Source organism: Bdellovibrio sp. HCB274 (assembly GCF_047306075.1).
GTDB lineage: Bacteria > Bdellovibrionota > Bdellovibrionia > Bdellovibrionales > Bdellovibrionaceae > Bdellovibrio.
This window is the reverse complement of the sequence record NZ_CP178623.1, coordinates 447,562-469,252: the sequence shown is the minus strand read 5'-3', so window position 1 is coordinate 469,252 and position 21,691 is coordinate 447,562. Positions and strand designations below refer to the sequence as shown.

At 46.6% G+C, this 21,691-nt stretch carries 23 protein-coding genes; 5 read left to right on the top strand and 18 right to left on the bottom strand.

What is annotated here, in order from left to right:
- Positions 1-50 precede the first annotated feature (50 nt).
- From ACLWNV_RS02370 to ACLWNV_RS02355, 4 genes are read right to left on the bottom strand one after another with little or no spacing between them, the layout of a single operon-like run.
- A complete protein-coding gene (locus ACLWNV_RS02370; protein WP_413586305.1) occupies positions 51-1,235 on the bottom strand; it encodes a hypothetical protein in 1,185 nt (394 codons plus the stop codon).
- Positions 1,213-1,971, bottom strand: a complete 759-nt coding sequence (locus ACLWNV_RS02365) for a class I SAM-dependent methyltransferase (RefSeq protein WP_413586304.1) — start codon at positions 1,969-1,971, stop codon at positions 1,213-1,215. The genes ACLWNV_RS02370 and ACLWNV_RS02365 overlap by 23 nt, the downstream gene beginning before the upstream one ends.
- Positions 1,941-3,014 carry a prenyltransferase gene (locus ACLWNV_RS02360; protein ID WP_413586303.1) on the bottom strand — a complete coding sequence of 358 codons (1,074 nt, stop codon included), beginning with the start codon at positions 3,012-3,014 and terminating at the stop codon, positions 1,941-1,943. The genes ACLWNV_RS02365 and ACLWNV_RS02360 overlap by 31 nt, the downstream gene beginning before the upstream one ends.
- Complete coding sequence (locus ACLWNV_RS02355) at positions 3,011-3,970, bottom strand: polyprenyl synthetase family protein (RefSeq protein ID WP_413586302.1); 960 nt, start codon at positions 3,968-3,970, stop codon at positions 3,011-3,013. The genes ACLWNV_RS02360 and ACLWNV_RS02355 overlap by 4 nt, the downstream gene beginning before the upstream one ends.
- 81 nt (positions 3,971-4,051) lie before the next feature.
- On the opposite strand from ACLWNV_RS02355, the gene ACLWNV_RS02350 reads away from it, so the two are divergent.
- Both ACLWNV_RS02350 and ACLWNV_RS02345 read left to right on the top strand, forming a co-directional pair.
- The gene (locus tag ACLWNV_RS02350; protein ID WP_413586301.1) at positions 4,052-4,468 is read left to right on the top strand and encodes an acyl-CoA thioesterase; all 417 of its coding nucleotides are present in this window, start codon (positions 4,052-4,054) and stop codon (positions 4,466-4,468) included.
- Positions 4,468-4,923, top strand: coding sequence for a YkgJ family cysteine cluster protein (locus tag ACLWNV_RS02345; RefSeq protein ID WP_413586300.1), 456 nt, complete (start codon positions 4,468-4,470; stop codon positions 4,921-4,923). The genes ACLWNV_RS02350 and ACLWNV_RS02345 overlap by 1 nt, the downstream gene beginning before the upstream one ends.
- A 14-nt stretch (positions 4,924-4,937) precedes the next feature.
- Here the strand turns inward: ACLWNV_RS02345 and ACLWNV_RS02340 are convergent, their stop codons facing one another.
- On the bottom strand, positions 4,938-5,330 hold the full coding sequence (locus ACLWNV_RS02340) for a carboxypeptidase-like regulatory domain-containing protein (RefSeq protein ID WP_413586299.1): 393 nt from the start codon (positions 5,328-5,330) through the stop codon (positions 4,938-4,940).
- A 187-nt stretch (positions 5,331-5,517) separates the two neighbouring features.
- Between ACLWNV_RS02340 and ACLWNV_RS02335 the strand changes: the two genes are divergently transcribed.
- Positions 5,518-7,440, top strand: a complete 1,923-nt coding sequence (locus ACLWNV_RS02335) for a hypothetical protein (RefSeq protein ID WP_413586298.1) — start codon at positions 5,518-5,520, stop codon at positions 7,438-7,440.
- Here the strand turns inward: ACLWNV_RS02335 and ACLWNV_RS02330 are convergent.
- The 4 genes from ACLWNV_RS02330 to menA are packed head-to-tail and all read right to left on the bottom strand — an operon-like array spanning position 7,437 to position 10,755.
- On the bottom strand, positions 7,437-7,742 hold the full coding sequence (locus ACLWNV_RS02330; protein ID WP_413586297.1) for a (2Fe-2S) ferredoxin domain-containing protein: 306 nt from the start codon (positions 7,740-7,742) through the stop codon (positions 7,437-7,439). The genes ACLWNV_RS02335 and ACLWNV_RS02330 overlap by 4 nt on opposite strands.
- A 9-nt stretch (positions 7,743-7,751) precedes the next feature.
- On the bottom strand, positions 7,752-8,912 hold the full coding sequence (locus ACLWNV_RS02325; RefSeq protein ID WP_413586296.1) for an AMP-binding protein: 1,161 nt from the start codon (positions 8,910-8,912) through the stop codon (positions 7,752-7,754).
- Positions 8,894-9,880 carry an o-succinylbenzoate synthase MenC gene (menC, locus tag ACLWNV_RS02320; protein WP_413586295.1) on the bottom strand — a complete coding sequence of 329 codons (987 nt, stop codon included), beginning with the start codon at positions 9,878-9,880 and terminating at the stop codon, positions 8,894-8,896. Before menC ends, ACLWNV_RS02325 begins: the two co-directional genes overlap by 19 nt.
- A complete protein-coding gene (gene menA / locus ACLWNV_RS02315) occupies positions 9,877-10,755 on the bottom strand; it encodes a 1,4-dihydroxy-2-naphthoate octaprenyltransferase (RefSeq protein WP_413586294.1) in 879 nt (292 codons plus the stop codon). The genes menC and menA overlap by 4 nt, the downstream gene beginning before the upstream one ends.
- Positions 10,756-10,840: 85 nt before the next feature.
- On the opposite strand from menA, the gene ACLWNV_RS02310 reads away from it, so the two are divergent.
- Both ACLWNV_RS02310 and ACLWNV_RS02305 read left to right on the top strand, forming a co-directional pair.
- On the top strand, positions 10,841-12,076 hold the full coding sequence (locus ACLWNV_RS02310) for a DNA recombination protein RmuC (protein WP_413586293.1): 1,236 nt from the start codon (positions 10,841-10,843) through the stop codon (positions 12,074-12,076).
- A gap of 12 nt (positions 12,077-12,088) precedes the next feature.
- Positions 12,089-13,222 carry a hypothetical protein gene (locus ACLWNV_RS02305; RefSeq protein ID WP_413586292.1) on the top strand — a complete coding sequence of 378 codons (1,134 nt, stop codon included), beginning with the start codon at positions 12,089-12,091 and terminating at the stop codon, positions 13,220-13,222.
- On the opposite strand, the gene ACLWNV_RS02300 is transcribed toward ACLWNV_RS02305, so the two are convergent.
- The 9 genes from ACLWNV_RS02300 to ACLWNV_RS02260 form a co-directional block, all read right to left on the bottom strand.
- A complete protein-coding gene (locus tag ACLWNV_RS02300) occupies positions 13,219-14,355 on the bottom strand; it encodes a hypothetical protein (protein ID WP_413586291.1) in 1,137 nt (378 codons plus the stop codon). The genes ACLWNV_RS02305 and ACLWNV_RS02300 overlap by 4 nt on opposite strands.
- 114 nt (positions 14,356-14,469) lie before the next feature.
- A complete protein-coding gene (locus tag ACLWNV_RS02295; protein WP_413586290.1) occupies positions 14,470-15,438 on the bottom strand; it encodes a hypothetical protein in 969 nt (322 codons plus the stop codon).
- A gap of 133 nt (positions 15,439-15,571) precedes the next feature.
- Positions 15,572-16,099 carry a flagellar assembly protein FliW gene (fliW, locus tag ACLWNV_RS02290; RefSeq protein ID WP_413586289.1) on the bottom strand — a complete coding sequence of 176 codons (528 nt, stop codon included), beginning with the start codon at positions 16,097-16,099 and terminating at the stop codon, positions 15,572-15,574.
- Positions 16,100-16,412: 313 nt separating this feature from the next.
- Positions 16,413-16,640 carry a carbon storage regulator CsrA gene (gene csrA / locus ACLWNV_RS02285; RefSeq protein WP_413586288.1) on the bottom strand — a complete coding sequence of 76 codons (228 nt, stop codon included), beginning with the start codon at positions 16,638-16,640 and terminating at the stop codon, positions 16,413-16,415.
- Positions 16,641-16,700: 60 nt separating this feature from the next.
- Positions 16,701-17,783: a flagellar hook-associated protein FlgL gene (flgL, locus tag ACLWNV_RS02280; protein ID WP_413586287.1), complete on the bottom strand. Its 1,083-nt coding sequence runs from the start codon at positions 17,781-17,783 to the stop codon at positions 16,701-16,703.
- A gap of 17 nt (positions 17,784-17,800) precedes the next feature.
- Positions 17,801-19,207, bottom strand: coding sequence for a flagellar hook-associated protein FlgK (gene flgK / locus ACLWNV_RS02275; RefSeq protein WP_413586286.1), 1,407 nt, complete (start codon positions 19,205-19,207; stop codon positions 17,801-17,803).
- A gap of 114 nt (positions 19,208-19,321) precedes the next feature.
- Positions 19,322-19,846: a flagellar protein FlgN gene (locus ACLWNV_RS02270; protein ID WP_413586285.1), complete on the bottom strand. Its 525-nt coding sequence runs from the start codon at positions 19,844-19,846 to the stop codon at positions 19,322-19,324.
- A 144-nt stretch (positions 19,847-19,990) separates the two neighbouring features.
- Positions 19,991-20,326, bottom strand: a complete 336-nt coding sequence (gene flgM, locus ACLWNV_RS02265) for a flagellar biosynthesis anti-sigma factor FlgM (RefSeq protein ID WP_413586284.1) — start codon at positions 20,324-20,326, stop codon at positions 19,991-19,993.
- An 80-nt stretch (positions 20,327-20,406) separates the two neighbouring features.
- Complete coding sequence (locus ACLWNV_RS02260) at positions 20,407-21,279, bottom strand: rod-binding protein (RefSeq protein ID WP_413586283.1); 873 nt, start codon at positions 21,277-21,279, stop codon at positions 20,407-20,409.
- Positions 21,280-21,691: the final 412 nt, after the last annotated feature.

Sequence of the window (21,691 nt, the reverse complement as noted above, 5' to 3'; positions counted from 1 at the left end):
GAGGCGGCCAAAATATAGACAGGAGCCCATTTTTGGAAACAAAAAGTTGATTATTGCTGAGATAAAACCATCAGGGACTCAAGATGCGAAAGCTTTTGCTCTTCCATCTTTAGGCGTTCTTGAATATGCGCTGGCACTTGCCCCTCTTGCAGCGTTCCCAACCCCTGCAGGTGATAGCGCACTTCACTTAAGCGTTTGTGAAGCTTTGATTTTGCCCAGGATAACGTTCCAACCGAAGCAAATTCTTCGGTCAGCCATACATCGGAAATGTATTCTGCATCCTGAATTTCATCTACCTTCGAGTTGCCACCGAAGTGACCCCATACCATTTGTGCTACAAACTGTACGCCCAGGATGATCATGAATAAAATCATCAGCTGCAGGGATTTCTCCTGATAGCCAGTCATTTCCGCCGAGTATCCCATATTCATGGTGACACGAACTTCACCCGCCAATAACAGACCCAGTACGACACCCAGGATAGATACCAATGTAAACTGCATGCCCACACGTCGGCAATCCTGGTTCAAAGATCTTGAGTGCCACCAGAATAGTAACATGCGACCGATACGTTCACCCGCAAGCAAAGCGATAGCGCCATTGAGGGAGATGACATTTACAAAAACCAAGGAAAGAGCCAAAGCCATGGACCAAAATTCCACGCGCACCACAAAGCTGATCGCAATGGCTGCCAGTAAAATCGATAGAACTGCGGGAAAGCGCCCGTCAGCCAGGAAGAAGGCGAAATCAGTTTGTCCCAAGGCCATGATAAGCACGCTGGAATTTTTAAGCATCAACTCCCCGCCAATCAAAAAAATCCCCGTGCCCACAATCCACTTTAAAACAGTGCGGATCTTTGGCGTCATCACAACTGAAATCAATCCCAAAGCACAAAGGCCCAACAAGAATGAACCGTTAAAACTTAAAAATAACATCCCAAGCAGAATCACCCACCACGCACCCAGCGTGGACAGACACATCACCAAAGCACTTGAACGAAGGCCGGCAATTCGCAAGTTGTACATCGCCATTCCGGCATAAAGTGATTTTTGCGGGGAAACTTCCAACAAAACCACATCCAGACAGTACTGAAACATCTTGATCATTTTTGGCTGATCCAGATTTTTATCCAAAAAGTGCTTTTGGAAACCCTGGAAAAGTTGCGCCGCACTTTTTTGCGACATCGTCAGACCCAACATCATCAGGACGAAACTACCCAACCACATAAGAATCATAACGAACCACCTTTCCCTCAAAAGAGTGAATCACTCCGGGCAATAATTCCTCGGCGTGAATCGGTCTTTTAACAACCACACGACGCACTGGCCATTTCAAAGCTTCTTTTAGCACTTCAGCCGCATCATCATCGTGTCCTACAAGATCACGGAAGACGACCATCTCCTGCTTGGGCAACGACGACTTCTTTTTATGCGGATACATCGGATCAAAAAATATGGAATCAATCTCAATCTTACCCTTTTGCTCGCGCAGGAAATCCAGGCTGTTGGCAAAATGAAGCTGGTAAGATTTTAAATACTCTTTTTGAGTTTTCTTAAAGGCTTCTATCAGCAACGCATATAGAACTGGCGAACGTTCGACACCGACAACTTGAAATCCCAGTTGAGTCAGGAAAACACTGTCGATGCCCATGCCGACTGAAAGATCCAGAATCTTTTTGCAGCCTTTGGCAGCGCCCAAAGCTTTCGCGATGATCTCTTGCTTACCGCGATGGCCTTTGCGTTCGTAATCCAGATGATTTTCATCGAAATCAATTTCAAGTTTGCGCTTGTCCTGATCGCGCACATACACGCGATCGCCTTCGATATTGAAGCGGAAATAATAGGGATCAAGAGAGTCGGGATTTAACGGGCAGTTTAAAAACTGCGCCCAGTGCTGGCCCTTTTCAAGGCCCGCTTGATCTGCAACGACGCAGACTTTTTTTATCTGGTCAGAAACAGATACCAAAGACATTCAAACACCCACAGTCCGATAGTGAATAAGAACAAGGTGAAACCGTATTTGAAGACCTGACGAACATCACCGCCAACCGGGCTGGAAAGTGCTTTTAGTTTCGCGATAAAACTAAAGGACAACAGAACCAGGGCCACGCTTACGTAAACACCCCAATACTTGCCAGCGTAAACAGCGTGATAGAACAAGTTAATCACCAGGAATACAATCCACCAGATCGCAATCAAACGACGGGAACGATCAAAGCCCAGCCAGTTCACGGTATTGCGGAAACCCGCCTGGGAACTCGGCATAATGTTGATGAAGTTGCGCAGGTGAACGACGAACAAAACAGCCCAACCCCAGACGACTCCGATCCACAAGGACTCGTCATCATAAGGTGCACCCATGGACAATTGATACGATACGGTCAACAGCGGACCAAACAGCATGAAAAGCGAAACTTCGCCGCCGATTTGATACTTAAAGGAAATGCGTTTTTGAAACTGCGCCCACAAACCGATAACCGCTGCTGCTACAACCAGATAGGCAACATCGGGATAAGTCATCATAACCGGAATGGAACACAGAAAAGCCAATGCCAAAAATGTCGTGGATAGACTTTTGATGTGAGCTGCCGTCGTCCATCCATTTTGAATGGCGCGACTGCCGCTGCGCTCAAGGATGCGATCGACCCCGCGCACATGATCAGTATAATCATTGCGTAAGTTCACAGAGATAAAAGCAAAGATCAAACCGACGGTCGCAATCACTGTGGCAATTGGATCACGCAAAGTCTGATCAGCAATATTTTTGGTCAAAAGCAAAAACAGCGGAACCAGGATGAACAGAAAACTTCTGATCTTCATGGTTTGCAGAATGCGCACGATGCGTGGAGGAAACTCAAGGGAGCTGACCGGAACAATTTTAAACGTCACCGTTTCAGCCGCGGAATTTACATTCAACGTCTGTACCGGCAACGCACGTTTATCTTTTGAAAACGTACCCAGCAAATAAGATTCAAACTGAGGAGAGTTCTTACTCAGGGTGACGAACTCACTCACGAAGAAGGCTTCCTTCTCCAGTACAGAATCTCAGTCAATGGACGAAGCTGGTCGATCAGTTTTTCCTCACCCGGCTTCAAATGCTTTTTCAAGCGCTCCAAGTGGTGGTCGTACATTGCGATCAGACCTTTGTTCATTTCGTCGAATGCAGCCACTTTCTGATCGAAGGCTTCTTTGCCACCGATGCTTGCATAGTAGTGCTCAAGATTTTTGGATTTAACAATCTGATCGATTTCCTGACGAGTACGACCTGCCGTCACGTAAGCGCCGAAGGAATTCAGGTAGCCTGATTTTAGATCTCCCAAGATCGCTTTACCTTCTTCGTTACGAATATCGTAATCCAAAAGATCGTCAGAGCGTTGGAACAACTGACCTAACAGCGTTCCCATCTCTTCCAGAATCTGATGTAACTCAGAATCATAGCGTTCTTGCGCGATAAATGGAGCGCGAATACACCATTTAAAAAGCGAAGCCGTTTTCAAATTATGAATACGATCCAATTGTTCAAGGGTTACGAAGTAGTCGCCGACAACAGAGTCCTGCAACCACTCCCCTTCCAAAAGGTCGGAGATAATTTCAGCAGTGTATTGAACAAGTTTGATATTGCCGTGACCGGAAAGGTTCACCATCACGCGCGCAAGTAAGTAGTCACCGGCAAGTACCGCGTACTCGGGTGTGAACTTTAGCCACGCGGTGGTTTTGCCACGGCGAAGATGGGAGCGATCGATCAAATCATCATGCAACAACGAAGCGTTGTGAATGAACTCGATGGTTTGAGCCAAAAGGTGTTCAGCTTTTCCATCCAACGAGATGCTTGAAGCCATCATGCGAATCAATTTCGCGCGGAATCCTTTGCCCCCGGAAAAGAGGTCATCGTAAAGCTTATTCAGCTTTGGTAGGTAGGCAGGGAAATCCCTGGAATCATAGACTTTCAGATCAATGACATTGCGCGACAATTAAGACTCCTAATGAGGCCCCAAAATGCTGATATTCGCGCTTGCTGTCAAGGGCAGAACAGCCTTAAAGTTCCAGTCATTATGAATAAAACCTTCCGAACGAAAAAGACCCTGACTTTCAGGGAAGCGGACCCCGCTAAAATCATGTTTTTTGGGAATATTTACGGGTTTGCCCACGACGCCTTTGAGCAATTCATCGTGGATGCCGGATACACCTGGAAAGAGTATTTTCACGGTTCCGACCATGCGATTCCACTTCGTCATTCTGAAGCGAACTATCTGGCGCCTTTTTTTCCGGGCGAAACCTACGACATCACAGTTTCAGTCGCAAGTTTTGGTGAAACTTCATTCAAAATGAAGTACGTGTTCACTCAGGGTGATAAAACTCACGCAGTGGTCACGATGGTTCATTCCGTTTTGGATATGAAAAGCAAACAGAAAGCAGCAATTCCGGCCGTGATGAAGTCACGTCTGGAACCTTACTTGGAGCAAAACTAATGGAAGAGTTTAAATTTACAGGTAAAGAATGGTGGCGCGAAGGCGTGCGTTTTGAATGCACGGGTTCGGGTAAATGCTGTACATCCCATGGCGAGTACGGTTTCGTATATTTGAATCTTGAAGACCGCCAGCGTTTCGCCAAGCACTTGAAAATCAGTACTTCCGCTTTCACTCGTCGTTACTGCGAAAAAACCGGCGGCATCTGGCATTTGAAAGAAGATCCAAAAAATACGGACTGCATGTTTTTAAAAGGCAAAGGCTGCGGAGTTTACGAAGCGCGCCCCACTCAATGCCGTACTTGGCCGTTCTGGCCTGAAGTGATGAATGCAAAATCCTGGGCAAAAGATGTTAAAGCCTTCTGCCCTGGCGTCGGCCGCGGAAAATTAGTTCCAGCCGAATCCATTGAACGTCAACTTCGCGAACAAATCGAAAGCGAAAAGGGCTGGGGAAAATAATTTTTCCCTTAAGCTTACGGAGACAAAACGGCGTTGCGAACCAAAGTCGATTCTCCACAAGTAGCATCGTATTCATTTAATGCCGTTGAACTTGAAGACTGAAAACCTGTTTTGGAAAAAACCAGGTACGCGTCCCCCATTCGTTGCGATGGCCCAGGGATGTGATGGTACTCCCCGTTTGCATCCGTAACCGTGATTGGTTCCTGATCACCATAATGAGAGACAAAATCGACCTGCACTCCTGAGACTGGATTTCCCAAGGAATCACTGACTACTCCTGTAAGAATCCAGGTTTTCCCGCATTTCGGATATGGACAGTTCGTTAGACAGCCCGATAGAAATGGGATCATCAAAAGCAGGTATCTTAAATCCATGTCTTCAGTATAAAACACTCGCGAACTAAACACGCGGTTATTTTCTCTTAACCGCGCCGTATTGGAACGAATGAATGATGTCGTTGAATGAATCGCTCACCCTGGGACTCACTCATAAACTTGTCTCAAAACGGAACGCGGTTCTTGCAAGTTCCTTACAATCTGAAAGTTTCTCAATCTAAGTCTTAAGACATTCGGTTAGGCCGTCGAAGAGTAATTCATGATGAACGTAAGTGGAAAATCACTACTACTTATAATGCTTTCGGCAGCCTTACTATCTGGATGTAAAGATCCGGAGGTTGCAGTTTCAACCTTGGGTCGCAAGCTTGCGGCACCGGTTTTGTCCAGTTCAAGTCCTTTCGATCAGGACATGGAACTGCAAGGATATGTGCGCTTGGTTGGTTCCTGCGATACTCGCGTGGGACCTGTTCTTATTGGTTTTGATGAAAACTCTTTCCACTCGCCTCCTGCGAGCCCAAATATTTCCGGCACTTCGCTTGGAAGTATAATCAATGACAGCGATTGTTCCGACGGTGTTTTTGATATCTTTCTTACTTCAGCAGATTTGTTAAGCATTTGGGGTATCGATACGACGGATGATAACGATGATGTTGAGCAAATCCTGATCAAAGGTGAAACCTGGTTTGGGGAAACTCGCACTCTGGCGATTATCAATAATCGTCCTCCAGGCAGTGGCAACTCCGTTGCAACTCACTTGGCTTTACGTAAGGTTTTTCCGAATGAATTTGGTGGAGCTGGTCAGTGTGAAATGTTTAATGCTTATGTGCTGGATGCAGCAGGAAATGAAACTTCAAATACGACAGCGGTTTCCTTTTCAGTTCAAAACTCCCTTGGTGCTGGCATAACTTATTATCAAACAAGCAGCGACTGCGCCTCTGCTGTCTCTGCAGTATCAACGCTTTCACTTCCAGCCAAACTTGGCATGGTTACTTTCTATGCCCGCATGCCTTCTTCCCCGGCGGACACCCCTATTGGGTTTACGCCAGTGGTTGTCAGCGGTGGCCTTCAGGCTGCTACAGCGACAACTGTGACTTTGCGTGATCCCGGTTCAAGCCGTCGCTTTATTGCTCTTACGGATGTGCCTGGCACCATCTATAAGAATATTTGTCAGCCCCTCACTTTACAGCGCATGAATTACTATAAAACTTCGGCGTATGAGTCCTCTCCTCTTACTGTAAATATGGCTCCTTCAGACTCGAAACTGGAGTTCTTTACCGAAAGCGATTGTAATACAAGCTCAAAAACTACTTCGGTTTTATTCGCGTCTGCCATTTCAACAGTTAAAACCTACGTGAAGTATGCTTACTCTGGAACGGCAACGACCAACCACGTAAAGATCGATCTTAATTACACCGTTTCTGACAGCAATTACGATACTCCTTCCTATGTTGTTCGAGTGGATCTTTCCAGTATTAACGTCGTTACCAAAATGAACTTCGGCGGCCCACAAAGCATCAGTCGCAGTCAATGCTACGCTTACTCTATTAACATGGCGAACAGCAACTGGGCTTCAGTTCCTGCCGACAAAGACTATGACATCAGCTTTGCGAGCTCAAATACAGTGGCAGGTGTACAATTCTATGCCGATGAATATTGTACTTCTCCAGTAAGCACTCTTGTGGTTTCTCAAGGAGAGTTGACTAAAAAGTTCTATGTAAAATCGTCTGCAGGTCAGAATTCAGCGACACAAATAACGATGTCACCGAATTCTCTAACGGCGGTTACTTATTCTGTGTCCGTCAGTGTCGATGCCACAAACTATACCCTTAACATGGCAGTTACGAATTCTCCACTGCGCGATACATGCTCTTATGTGATGCTGACTTATCTCGATAGCACGGGCCTGCCGATCCCTGCAAACGGTCCGGTGCAGCTGTCATTCTATACGATTTCTTCAGGCGCTTTGGGCAATGTTCAGCTTTACACTGACTCAGCCTGCTCTACGGCTTATCAGGAAAACACGATGTTTACGGTTATGCCGTATACTACAAACGAATACAAATTCTATATGAAGGTCAACAGTGCCTTTACAGACACGATGCTGAACATGAATCTGACGACATCGGGAGCGTTATTTAACTCTCAACCGTTCTTCTTCTACTTTAATCTTCCAGCGCCTTAGACTTTTTTCTTTAACATTTCCAGGAATGCGTCCCGATCTTTTTCGGGATGCATGATGAAGCTTTCTGTCTTGTCATTGCTGGCAATCGTGATCGCCTGGAATTCATCAATGCAAATATCCAGACAGCTTGAAGTCACCACGCGGATTTTCTTCCCGTCGCCGCTGTCTTTCAGACTTTTCTTATAATACATCTTAAGGTTGTCAGCGACATTCGCTTCCTTCATGCCTGAAATAGACTTGCCACACTTGGTGCAGATCATAACAAGGGCATCACTCCAGGGATTATCTTCTTTGCGAATCATGGCTTACTCCTACAATAGATTCTTAAGCTGCTGCCACAGAATCTTGCCTAAATCACTGCGCGGTATAAGTGCTACAGTGTGGCTCTTTCTTATTTTTTCAAACGGCAAAACTTTTGCACTATACGATTCGGCAATCTTTCGATTGTCGTCGTCTGACAAAGTGCTAATCAGATGAATTTCAGACCCTAATCTTTCAGAGGGCATATCCAACAGAGTCACCTGCATGACCCATTGGGGATTAAGGTCCATGATCGCTTCCTCGAGCAAAGCCCGAAGTCTGGCGACATTCGTCCCTTCGCCACCGATCTTAATGTAGTCCTTACTGCGCCCTGCAACCTTCAAAGTGCGTCCCACCACTTCGCCACGGTCTTCGGTCGTGAACCAGGTTTCCTTCTTTGGATCCCAATGCCTGATGCCTTCAACAGTGTTTTGGGCATAGCAGGTGAAGAGTGACTGCGCAGTGACTTCCAAATAGCCATCTGAATTGGTTCGCGCCTCTGCATGAGACAGCAATTCTATCTCTGGATATTCGAAACTTTTCAGTGAATCCAAAGAGGCTGTGGCAATCTGTGAAGCTGTCTCAGTCATTCCGTAGCTTGGCAACAAAGGCCAGCCTAAAGCTCGCGCTTTATCATAAAGAGCGGGCTCAAGACCTCCGCCGCCCACAACAATGGCACGCAACGAAGAAGGAGATTTATAACCTTTCGTCACCAAATCGAAAACCTGGGTTGGAACTAAAGCCGACAATGTGCACTTTTCCCGAACCAGAACATCGTAAAAGAAATCCACGTCCCATTTCTGATCTTTAAAGGCAGGAACCACACGAGCTCCACTTAGAAGCGCGCGAACTTCAATACCAAAACCACCGACATGAAAGTGCGGTAGCACCTGAGTCCATACGTCGGTTGCAGTCGCTTCTAAGTGTTGGTTTACGGAGGTCGCTGAAGCGATAAAGGCTTTCTTTGAGAGGGCCACAAGTTTGGTGGCACCGACAGAAGAAGCGGTCGAACCTGAGGTCGCGATCCAAACGTGGCCTTTTAAGCCGCGATCAGACTGCGCGGTCTCGGCCAGAATTTGTAATTTCTGAAAGTCTTCCTGAGGCCAACGCGGATTAAGTAAAATCAGATTCTCTTCAGAAGCTAAATTCAGTTTTAGTTGAGTTTCTGCCATGGCAACTCTTTCAACAACAGATCAAAGCCAATGCCTGTGCCTTTGATGCTGGAGAAATACGGCCCCGTCGTATTAATTGAAGCAGAGAACTGATCCATTTGATACGAGCGATAGGTCATGCATCCGGCATCTAACATGATATTGGGGTATAGCTCTTTACATTCCATCGCGACTGCCAAGGCACCCAGTGATCCCACCGGGTGATCCATGTAGCTGGTTACGGTCGCTTTAAGATTAAACTTTTTGCAGCGCTCGATGGCTTTATCGACATCCATTTTCGCGGGCTTGATCACCAGCACATCAAACGGTGCTTTGGTGATTTTGTCCCAGTCTACTTTTTCATAGGCCGAGTCCATCGCAATTTTCACAAGCTTCTTGGCATCCATCCACGCATCCGGATCAAATGGAAATGGATCTTCCACGTACTCGATCCAGACTTTTTCCTGCGGCGAAAGACCGCTAAAGAATCTTTCAAACGACTGCCAGGAACAGGCACTGTTGAAATCCAGACGGATTTTAAAACCAGCCGCTGCAATTCGAGTCACAGCATTGGCTTCAGCCGCAAGATCCCGGCCCACTTTAAGTTTGATCGTGGAAAAGCTTGCGCGTTTTAACTCATCCAAAAATCCCGGAATAATTTCAGCGTAATTTGAAACCAGATAGTTGTTTCGAACTTTTTCACCAGTGGTAAGAATGGTTTTACCTTTTTTACGAAGGTCGGCATCTTTACGCGCCAACCAAATCGTCTGCTCCATCTGCGGAGTGATCTTCCCTTTTTTCAGGGCTGCGAGCTGATCAGCCAGAGTCATATCACCCAGTTCAGGCCAAGGATGCAAATCACCGTAACCAACGAAGCCGTGAGGCCATTCCACTTTAATCAACGCTCCACTGCGCGGAAGGCCCGCACTGACGGCGTTAAGATTGGAATAAGGCTTCAGGTTGTATTCGTGGTAACTTAGTTTAATCAATGCGCAAATCCTAAGGTGATTAAAAGTCCAAACAACAGATGCAAGCCGGCGGCTTGTCCCAGAAACTTATTATAAGCAGGACCGGGCTCAGTTTGAAAAACATTTTTTGTTAGTTTCACTGCCAAAGGAAGTGCAAACAGGGAAACGATCGCAGGGATCTTATAACCCTCAAACCACCAGTAAAGGTTTAGTACGAATGGCAGAAATGCCATCGCAGCAATTTCATAGCGAGAGAATTTGACTCCAAAACGAACGGCCATGGTTTTCTTGTTCACCAGGCGGTCACCTTCGCGATCACGAAGATTGTTGATTGCGATTAAAGTCGTTGCATGAAAACCAATTTGCAACCCTAACACAAAGGCCTCAATCATCCACTCGCCCGTATTCAGGAAAACCATTCCCATCACTGCAAGCAATCCGAAAAACAAAATCACAAACAAATCACCCAGACCCAAATAGGCCAAAGGGAACGGTCCCGCCGTATAAGAGTAGCCCATCAAAACCGACGCGATACCGATGATCACGATGGCGACTCCACCCTTCATCACCAAAGGAATGCCGCAAGCGATAGCCAAGGCAAAACAAAGTGAACCCAGAATCATCACTTGGTTGGCGGAAAGAATTCCGGCCTGCGTGATGCGCTGAGGACCAATGCGTTTTTCAGTATCTGCACCCTTTTTGAAGTCCACGGCATCATTCACCAGATTTGTGCCGATTTGGATTAGGAAAGATGCCGCCAAGGCATAAAATAAAACCGCGCCATCCCACGAAAGACCGATGGCTTTCACCAAAGCAGTTGCAGCCAGGCAAGGAACCAGGGCGGCTGTCAGGGTTTTAGGACGGAAAGCTAAAATAACACTCTTAAATTGACTCATAGGGCGCATCATACACTGTTTTTCGTGTGACCAAAAGGACTTCTCTATGGCAAAAACTGACTTGGATACTCGAGGGAGAACTTAGATGAACTTAGGAACCGTGATTGCTTTTGTCGCAGGCGCTTTGATCGGCACTTTAATATCTGGTGTTGTGGTTTATTTTAAATCCAAAGCTCAGGCTATGACTGAAAAGGCCCAGATGCAGGCGGATCTTCAGTCTTTGCAGATGAAGAACGAACTTCTGACGCAGAACCTCTCTGAAACCAAGGCTCTCATGAGTGAGGCTCGCAAACAACAGGAAGAACTTGCGACCCGCATGAACACTCAATTTGAAAACATGGCGCAAAAGATTTTCGAGGAAAAGTCCGCAAAGTTTACGGATCAAAATCACAAAAACATCTCCTCTGTTCTTGAGCCCCTCAAAGAGCGCATCAAAGACTTTGAAAAGAAGGTTGAAGAATCTTACGCAACCGAACGTTCCGAGCGCGGTATCCTGCGTGGCGAGCTGACGAAAATGATGGAGCTAAACAAAGTGATGTCCACGGAAACTCAGAATTTGACGAAGGCCCTAAAAGGCGAAGTCAAAACCCAAGGCAACTGGGGCGAGTTGATTTTGGAAAACATTTTGGAGCGTTCAGGCCTGCGCAAAAACGAAGAATACATCATCCAGGGTACTGACATGGATTTACGCGGTGAAGACGGCCAGATCCTGCGCCCAGACGTTGTTGTGAATCTTCCAGACAGCAAGCACTTGATCGTGGATTCCAAAATGACATTGGTTGCGTACGAGCAGTACTCTTCTGCAGAAACTTTGGAAGACCAGGAACGCTTTGGAAAATTCCACGTGGAGTCTTTGAAAAAGCATATCGATGGCTTATCAGAGAAAAAGTATCATGCGGCTGACAAGCTGATCTCTCCGGATTTTGTGATGTTGTTCATGCCTTTGGAGCCTGCGTTCGCATTGGCATTTAAACTTAAACCAGAACTATTCCAGTACGCCTGGGAAAGAAACGTCGCGATCGTAAGTCCAACGACTTTGCTGGCGACTCTAAGAACCGTGGCTGCTTTATGGAAACAGGATCGCCAGGAGAAAAATGCTCTTGAGATCGCAAAACGCGGCGGCTTGCTTTACGAAAAATTCGCGAATCTTTTGAAAGACATCCAAAACCTGGGTGAAAAACTAGGTGCCGCCCAAAAAGCCCACGAAGAAGTCACCAAAAAACTTTCCGACGGCCGCGGCAACCTGATCGACCAAGTCGAAGACCTAAAACGCCTGGGTGCTAAAACCGAAAAGTCACTGCCGCAACTTGAAACCACTTAATAAGTGCTCGGGATGAAAACTGGAAACTTCGCACTTACCATTCTGGTTTTACTTACTCCCCTAGTGGCGGCGGCCATGCCTTTTCCGATTGGACATGAAGAGGCATTGATGGCGAACGTGGGTGTGGCGTTGCCGGCGTCTTCAGGCAATTCGCTTTTTAATCCTGCGGGATTGTCTTTCATGAAAACAGATGGTCTGAGTGTCACCGTCAGCGGAAATGCCCTGGAGCAAATGCGCTTTGAGCTGGATGGCATGGCGGCCGACGATGAACAAAGTAACATTCGTCCCACCATCGCAAACATCATTGTTCCCTTGAACAAGGGCTATGGATCCTTGTATGTTTCAAATCCCATTGCCGTCAAAATCCTGCAAAGCCAAATGGGTTCTCCGGGTGGAACCATTGATCATAGGCGTCTGTCGATCAACTCCAGCGTCATCAACGCGGGCGCGGCTTATGCTCACCCGATCAACGAAAAGCTGGGTTGGGGCATTTCCGCTGGCGGCAGTTACACCCTTCAGGAAGTTAATGCCTATAAATATGTGAATGACACTGCAACTGCGACCACAGAGTACGATCACGAAAGACTGAAGAACCTGCAGCCCATTATCACTCCTGGGATTTTGTGGGAGGCCACTGACTTTTATACTATCGGTGGCACTATCTCACTTCTGCTTCCGAATATCTTCGCCGAGGGACTTTCTTATATCACTACGACTGATTCCAACACGCCACTGGATGTGACGGAAACACTTGTGGTTTATAATCCCGGCACAACTCCATCGTATAAACTTTCTGTCGGACAAATGCTGAAGGTCTATGAGCAGGAATTTTTATTGGATATTACTTATTCAAGTTCCTACGAAGAAAAGGACTCCCTGGGTGCTACAAGAACAACGAATGAATTAAGAGACGCCGGATTCGGCTGGCGCGGAAACAATTATAAAAACCTAAGACCCTTGGCTGGCGTTTCTTATTCCGACCAAGGCCACTCGGACGCTTACCTTTACACTGCCGGGTTGACGATTCAGAACCGCCAAAACCTAAGCGCGGTTGGAGTCTATTACCAGAAAAACAAACCCAAACGGGACGACGCCTCCCCATATGACGGAATCGGTTTGGTTTTTTCTTCCAACGTAATTTACTAGTAAATCACATTCGAGGAGAACATCAGACCAATCGTAGAATTCGGTGTGGTGTTCGCTACTTTTGGATTGTTCTTTTGATAGTACGCTCCAAGGACAAGCTCATTGGAGCGTTCATTTACAATCACTCCAGCCGTATACACCTGATTTTCTGAGGTGCCTGTGTTGCCGAAAGCGAAGCCCAGGGCAGGTTTCCATTTTGTTTTACCTGAAGGCGTCCATCCTATGCTGTAGATCCAAACTTCAGGTGAAGATTCGGTTTTCCCGCCCTCACCCTTATAATCATACGAATCATTGAAGTTCACATCCAAAAGCACGTCATTGCTCGAAACTTGAATCTTTTGACCCAACGTCAATGAGTATGAAGCAGCGGTCTCAGACTTATAAATAATTTTCTCCGTATTTACCGTGGAAGGCGTGCTTGAGTCGGTGGCTGATTTGAACACGAAGTTTTCATCCATCAGCAGGGGTAAACGAAGCTCTGCCGTTAAACCCACATTATACCAGGAGTTCACTTCCCAAAGCACTCCGGGCCTTAGGGAAGGCTGAAGATATTTGGTTTTGGAATTCTGATAATTGGTAACGGCACCAGAAATATTTGTAACCGAATAATAAGAGTTCGCAACCATGCTGGCGTAACTCGCACTTACAGCCAGGCCCCATCCAAAATCCTTACGCAATAATCCCGCGTAGGCCAAGCCCATCTGGATAACATCATAATCCAGTGAATAACGCATTTGCAGCCCATAGCCAGAGTATTGGGCGCTCTGAACTTGCTGAATATTCAATGACATTGGATAAGCCAGATAAAAAGATCCATACCCCCGTCCCACTGGCACAATAGAATTCGCCAACAGAGGCCGAATATTAAAAGTCGCGTCCTCTGACTCGAGTCCACTCATTTCAAAGCGTTGCTGTTCCAGTGCATTTCCACTGACCGTTAAATTAAGACCTTTAGTTTCATAGAAGGCCAAGCCTGCCGGATTGAAAATCGAATTCCCAGGAGAAGCCGGGAGCGCCACACCAGCATTACCAAGTAAAGCTTCTTGATGCCCCATCGGATACATACTTGCAGCAGAGTGAGCAAATGAAGTGAATAAAACCACGCCCGAAAAAATGCCAAACAACAATTTCATCCGAAAAAACTAACACTAAAACGTACGCCGTACCTTTTGGAAATGCATCGCATTCAAAAATTTCGTTTCTCGAATTATGCCTCGCTGTTTACAGGACTAGGACCTGGCACCTTTTTAGCGGACGCCGCTGACGGAGTCGGGGTCTGTCACTGAGGGAGAGGCTCTGTGCTCGAATGCCAGTTTCACTTTGCCGGAGTTGATCGCTTCCTGGATTCGGCGGGATGACAGATTGAAGCTTTCCACTTCCGTGGGATTTGCACACATCGTTTTCATCGCCATTAGTTTTTTATTTAACTCAACCGCATCAGCAATTCGCAGTTCGTTGAATGCTTCGTTGCCGTTGGTGATGGCGAAACTTTCTTTGCCTCGCAAGGTGATCTTTTCAAGTTCGCCGTGAATGCCTTTTTGCCCGCCGGACTCACTGAAGAAAACCTGTTGCCCCGATGGCAAAGTATCAATCACCAGGCGGTCTTTGCCCTTTACCTGCGCGATTTCCCCAACCGAGCATTCCAGCAGAATCGGATCTGACGAGCTCTTGTACCACTTAAATCCAAAGTAACCCGCCACAGGTATTCCTGCATCACCCAAAGTAGCCGAAGCGCCAATCAACGTAAACAGTGTCGCATAAACTGGAGCATCGACACTGGCTAATTTTCGTGTCGAAAGATTTGCTGGAAAGTTGAGTTCCGGAAATTGTTTCCAGGCCTTGCGCATGTTTTCGAAATTAGTGCGCACGCTTTTTTTTGGGTTGTAAGCGAAGCTGACCGTTTGATAGGAAAATTCTTTGGCAGTCTCGCCCATGATCAGGGGCTCACTTAAACCATCCAGGCGAATCTTATTTCCATCAAATTCAACTTTGGCAAATGGCTGGGACAGATCGATTTTTTGAGAATTGAAAATATCGCGGCTGCCTTTTTCGAATTTGTCATTGCCAGTAGCTGCAGTGACAACTCCCAAAGCGGATTCCCAATTTTGTACTTCCCAGAACAAGGAAATATGAGGCACCGGAGATGCCATCGCTGGCAACATCACCGATTGAATGAGACTGCATGTAAGCAGTAACGGTAAACCCCAAAACTTCATCTGGAAAAATTCCTCCGTAAGGAACATAAGGATAACACTCTTATCAGAGGAGAAAAGGCTTTCTGCACAATAATAAAAAAGGCCTCAATCTGTTCGATTGAAGCCTGTTCCATGTAATACTTTTGAAGGAATCTTAAAGTTCAGCGTCTCTGATAACAGTAAGTTTCGTCGCAACGTCGATACCAGTGGATTGATTCTTGATCGCCACTGCAGGATTTTGCACAACACGTTGTTGCAACTTAGCGAAGATCGGTTCACGAATCGCCAGGTTGTTATCCTGAAGAACACACTGACGTGCAATTCTTTCACCAACATTGATCACCACTGGGGCTTTCAAGTTCGCAGTCATCTGAGTTGGATCATCTGGGATAGTTACGATGGAGAAGAAACGAGGCTTATCATTCGCCGTCAATTTGATCGCTTCCATGTCACCTTTAGTAAGGTTCGCTTTGTAAGCCGGAGCAAACAACTCGGGCTCAAGAACTGGAAACGCGATTTGCGCAGACTCACAGCTTTGTAACCAAGCGAAGATCTCATCACTAGGATCATCGAGAAGAACGAACTTTCTTAGATCCGCGAAGCCCAAAAGCCCCTCTGGAAAAGTCAGAACATCTTCTTGTTTCAGCTCAACCTGGCCGAATCTCGATGTTGAAATGATCATTCAATTCCCCCTCTAAACAAGCGGACTTACCCATATCTTAGACACGCCAGGATATAATTAGGGTAAGTACACCTATAAATCTGGACCTAAATCCAGGGAGACTCAATAAAATTAAACATATTTGACGCGCAACAACCCTCTCCCAAATCATCCCCGAAGGGGGCGACCCGCGAAAGCGGAAGCCAAAAAGCGCAAGACTGATGTGGCGATAAGTAGGCAATTTCAAGGCGGGAGAAGGAAAGCGTACGCCTGTACGCTGACGACGACCAACGCGGAAAGTGCCTGCTTAGCGGCACATCCCTCTAAGAAGCCCCTAGGGCTTCAATAGCTTAGCGACCGACCGAGTTTTATCAGCTGAAATATCAGCCGACTGAACATTTTGATCTTGGATCGCAGCGTAAACTTCTTCGCGATGGATTTTAGTATCTTTAGGGGCTTCGATTCCAAGACGAACCTGTTTCCCTTTGATTTGTACTACTCTGATCTTGATATGATCATCGATAGCGATGCTTTCACCCAACTTCCGTGTGAGAACCAGCATGACAACTCCTTTTGCTGCAGTCGTTATCGGTAAAATTTAGCGGAACTGTAGGTATTATTTTTATCTTAGAAAGTCAAGAAGGCTTGGTTGAATAAGCTTACCCGACGTTTCGAGAGTCGCCTTAAGGGTGCTATCGGTTTTATTGATATCGGAAATGACCTGGAAAGCATCCGCATCTTCTAATTGCGAAGCTGTCGTTTTATTATCAACGATCGCCTTTTGCAGGGAATCGACCGTGTTATTTACTGACATAACTCTGGACCCAACCTCGGAACGGGCCAAAACTACTTGGGAAATCGCCTGATCCATCAAATCCAGGGACTCCTGTACGCCCGCCTTGTCATTGGCTCTAAGACTGGTTTCCAAGCCTCTAAGGATGTTGAAAATGTTCACCCCTTGAGAGCCCGTAACCGGGTCCTGTTTATGCTTATTGCTGGCCGAAAACTCGCTTGCGGGACCACGAGTCATCAGGAAATTGCGCTCCATGTCTTTATTCTTCTCAATGCGCTCAATTTCTTCCTGCTGGAACTCTTTTACGTCTTCAACAGTTGTGGGAGTCTCGTAACGAGGTCGAACCACCCCGTCCCCATCCAAACCACGGCCCGTAAACACCTTGCTGCCCGCGATGTTCATGGCAACGAAGGAGTCTTTGTGGGTTTGAACTTTCATATCCCCATCATCACCAAAATAGTTTCCGGCGTGATCGAAGGGAGTTGTTTGAGTTTTATATCCGGCAAATACATAGCGCTCGCCCAATTTACGATTTCCGATTTGGACAGCCTGATTGTAAATCTGCTCGATCTCAGAAGCAGTCACCATGCGAGTTTCAGCATTACCGCTGGCATCATTCGACTGACTGACTGCAAGTTCTTTCGCGCGAACCAGGATATCGGACAACTCACCCAAGGATTGATCCGAAAACTCCAGGAAGGATTTCGCGTTATTGATATTTTTAATGAACTGGGAATTTCCGTGCTCTTCCGTGCGGGCTGCAAGAACACGCGCCGAAGCCAACGGATCATCAGAAGGCTTGTTGATACGTTTTTGAGTTGCGGCCTGGTTCTGCAAATCAGACATATCTGAGCGATTCTTGCCCAGATTCTTGTTTACCTGATTGAAAGCCATTTTATCCGCGATTCTCACTTATCCAAGCCCTCTTCTTACAATCGTTTCAAGTTAAGTACGGTATCAAACATCTCATCCGCTGTTTTGATCAAACGCGCAGAAGCATCATAGGTCTTTTGGAATTCAATCATCTTGGTCGTCTCTTCATCCAAAGAAACACCACTGATAGATTCCCTGATGTTCGTTAACTGACTCATAACGTTTTTTTGTGATTCCTGGGACTTAACCGCCCTTTGAACCATGGCGCCGACTTGACCCACTTGCGTGTTGTAATAGTCGTCCATCGTCGCTGTGCCACCATCCATCACCTGCTGGTACTGCAGGGAGGAAATCACATTCGCAATCGTATTATCACCCGCTGCATCCGGACGGGATGCTGCTGCGATTTTTGATACGTCGTTAAAAATAGTTTTATTCAAAGCCATATTCGTCGCCGCACCTTTGACACCGTTTGGTTGTTCAAAGAACAGCACGCCGGATTTACCATGACGGTCAAAACCTTCGATATGCGCTTTATTCACTTCAGTGGAAAGAGTGTAAGCAAGCTTATCCACGTGCTCGATTAATTCTTCGATCACATGATCGCGAACATTCAAAGCACCACCGATACGGCCGCCAGATATCTGTTCAGTCACGTTCGCGGGAGTTCCCGTTCCGTGATAGAAAACTTCCATGCGGTCACGAGTGTCTGTCTGACGGGCTCTTAGCTCGGAAGAGGAAGTACCGGAAACCAGGATCGCAGTACGACCCGAAGTCACGGACACCATGCCGTCTTTACCTTCTGCCCAGGTGATATCAATTTTATCACCCAATTTTTTTAGCAATAAATCACGACGGTCACGTTCGTCATTGGCAGGAATCTTGGAGACTTCCACCGTTTGAATTTTTTCATTCAGATCAGCGATTTCTTTTGTGATCTCATTGATCTCACCAACTGTCGTTTTGATTTGCGCATCCAGGTCTTCCTGAATTCCTCGCAACTGCGAAGTCACGCGACCGAAATCCTTAACCATCCCCACAGCGGATTCACGCACCATTGTACGGGAAGCCAAAGACTCGGGGTTGTTGGAAAGTTCACGGAAACCATTGAAGAAGTCAGTGACGTATTGATTCAAACCCTTGTTGTTCTGTTCGTTGTAAACCTGCTCAACACGGGAAAGAGCATCTGCACGGGAGTCTTCGTAACCCATGCTCATGCCTTCTTTTTGAATTTGTTTTTCTAACCAAGGATTATTAACACGAGTCACGACACCGGCACGGGCACCCATACCGATTTGCAAACCACCCTCACCAATAGGGACGTTCGAAAGAAGTTCCACTCTTTGACGAGAGAAACCTTCCGTGGATTTATTGGCGATGTTATGACCGACAGTTTGCAACGCCGTCTGAGAATTCATCAGCGATCGCTTACCCGTGTCCATCATTGCCGAAATCTTCGACATTCTGTCTCCTAGAGACCGCCATCCTGGCAATCCGTGGGGTTGGTTCGTTTCTCACTCAAACATCAGGCTGAGTGAACACCTCTTCGTTACGCTTCCTTGCTGACGAAGCTTTCCCTAAGCTTCTTTGCTGACGAAGTTTCCGGAAACCTGCGGGCCGGATTTGTAGCCGCCCTTTTTTTCGTAGGTTTTCTTACCGGACAAAGTTTCTTTAATATTATCCAAAGCACCGTTCAAAGTGCTAAGCGCTGTTTGCGCGTGTTCCTCGTTGGATTTGTTGATCTCAGTGATACGTTTGATCAACATGTCCAATGCCGAGTGCTGTGTGCGCAGACGATCCGCTGCTGCTGGATTGAAAGCCATTTTCTGAGCCAACTCCAACAAACGCGGATTTTCAACATCACCGCCCACGATACCTGCAAGGTCCATCGCATAACGGGAACGCAAAGAATCCTGCGCTCTTAGTTTGTATAGCAATTCTTCCTTGATCGCGTTGTTTTCTTCCAGTGCTTCACGGTCAGCACGGATCAGGATTTCTTTTTCCTTACGGACAAGATCAAGAAGGGTGCGATAAATTTTAGTGAGTTCTTCAAGGTTGGCTTCGAGCTTCTGAAACGCTCTTTCTGCTACTGCTACGTCCATTGTACTTTTCCTTCCTCCTTCGCTGAAGCTTCGGCGGACAAGCCGCATATCTTCAGGAGGTTTCTTGGATCGTTACATCAGTCATCCTTGGCTGATGTTGGGAGTGGATTATCGTGTCACCCCCAAACACTGTGAGTTTCTTGATTAGAATTTCAGGTGTTCGTCGACCATACGGTCAGCGATTGATTTAGCGTCAACTTTGTAAGTTCCTTTGTCGATCATCTCGCGGAACTTCGCAACTTTCGCTTCATCAACATCCGGAGTGTTCATTGCCAACTCCTTGATGCGCTTTGCTTCTTGCGCACGAGGAGACAATTCCACTTTCGTAGATTCATTTTGCGCTTGTGCTTCAGTCAATGCATCTGCTTTTGCATTGTTAATTTTGCTTGCAGCATTTCCTGCAACGCCTGCAGCTTTGTCGGATTTACCAGCATCAGTAAGGTTCAAATTTTGACCTACTTTATTGTGCGTAATTTTCATCGACAGCTCCTCTTCCTTGAGTGTTATAAAACACTCTTTCTATTCTTAACATAGTACCATAACGAGACATTTCTACCAAATCATTCTGAGACAGTTTGTGGTCCTGTCGAATGGTCTGGTTCCACCGTCCAATAAAGGCTTTTCGCCTCTGAGCTCAAAATGCCAAGGGTCTCGCCAGCTTGCACCTTTTTACCTGTCTCACTTTGAGACAGTTGCCCCTTAAACACGACCTGACTTTTTAGACCATTGTCGTGTTCGATTTCCACCATAGTTTGGTTATCCACCAACTTACGCACAGCCCGCAAAGTCCCACCCCATGGGGCTTTCACCTGATTTTCATCAGCTTGCACTGCTTGTGCTCCAGCAACCGGAGGCGCTGTGCGTGAAATGCGATACGACATAGAATCAGCACTGCGACCTGGATGACGAAATTGATGAGCAGTAAAATTACTTTTTTCATTCAGAGCCAAAGGCCCCATTGGTTTCAATTCCGTTTTCTTAATTCCAAGTTGCGCACCATAACGATCGACCAACTGATCATAAATCAAATTGGAAAGACCAATGCCACCCTTCTCACTCCACTTATCAACATACTCACCATCAAGCTGCTCACGAAAAATCTTCTCTGCCTGATTCACCTGAATAAATCCACTCTCAGTAACAGTGGATCGCATAGCCTTCATCATCTGCCCCAAAAAATGTTTCTCATACATCTTAGAAACATCGCGAAGCTTCTCATCCGCCGGCTTCTGCTTAGGCTTCCCCATAAACCGAGAAGGCAAAGCCATCACTTCTGATGTCTTCTCCCCTTCCTGCGAAACTTCCATAACCCCGCCCCAAGATTGCAAAGCAATCGAGGATACCAAAACCAATGCGAAGCCAGCAACATACCGAACCGGAACAAAAGGAAGAAGATAATTCCCCGAAGCCACCGGCACCTGAAAAGCTTCCACTTCACTTTCGGAAATTTCCGGGAGCGAGGATTGGGGAAGGGTCCCAGCTGGGGCTGTTCTCAAGTTCCGCAGCCATGTGGAAAAAGAAGAAAGAAAGTAAAACATCGAACCACTCATCATACTAATTGAATTGAACCATCATGAGCGAGGACTGTCCGAAGAGAAAAGCCCCAGCTGGGACCCTTCTCCAATCCGTCGTCGTGTCGTGTAGAAATGTCGAACGTAAAAGAGGAAGAAAAAAAGGGGAGTTGAGTCGGAGAATCATGTGCATCCTGCACTTGACTCTTTAGAGTGTAGCTTCGGCTCAATTCAGTCACTCCGTGACTTTGCTGATCGTTTGCTTCTGTTTCCTGCGAGAAACTTTTGACTCTTGACCATCCATGGTTCGCGATCTCTTCCTCACCCTCCCCGC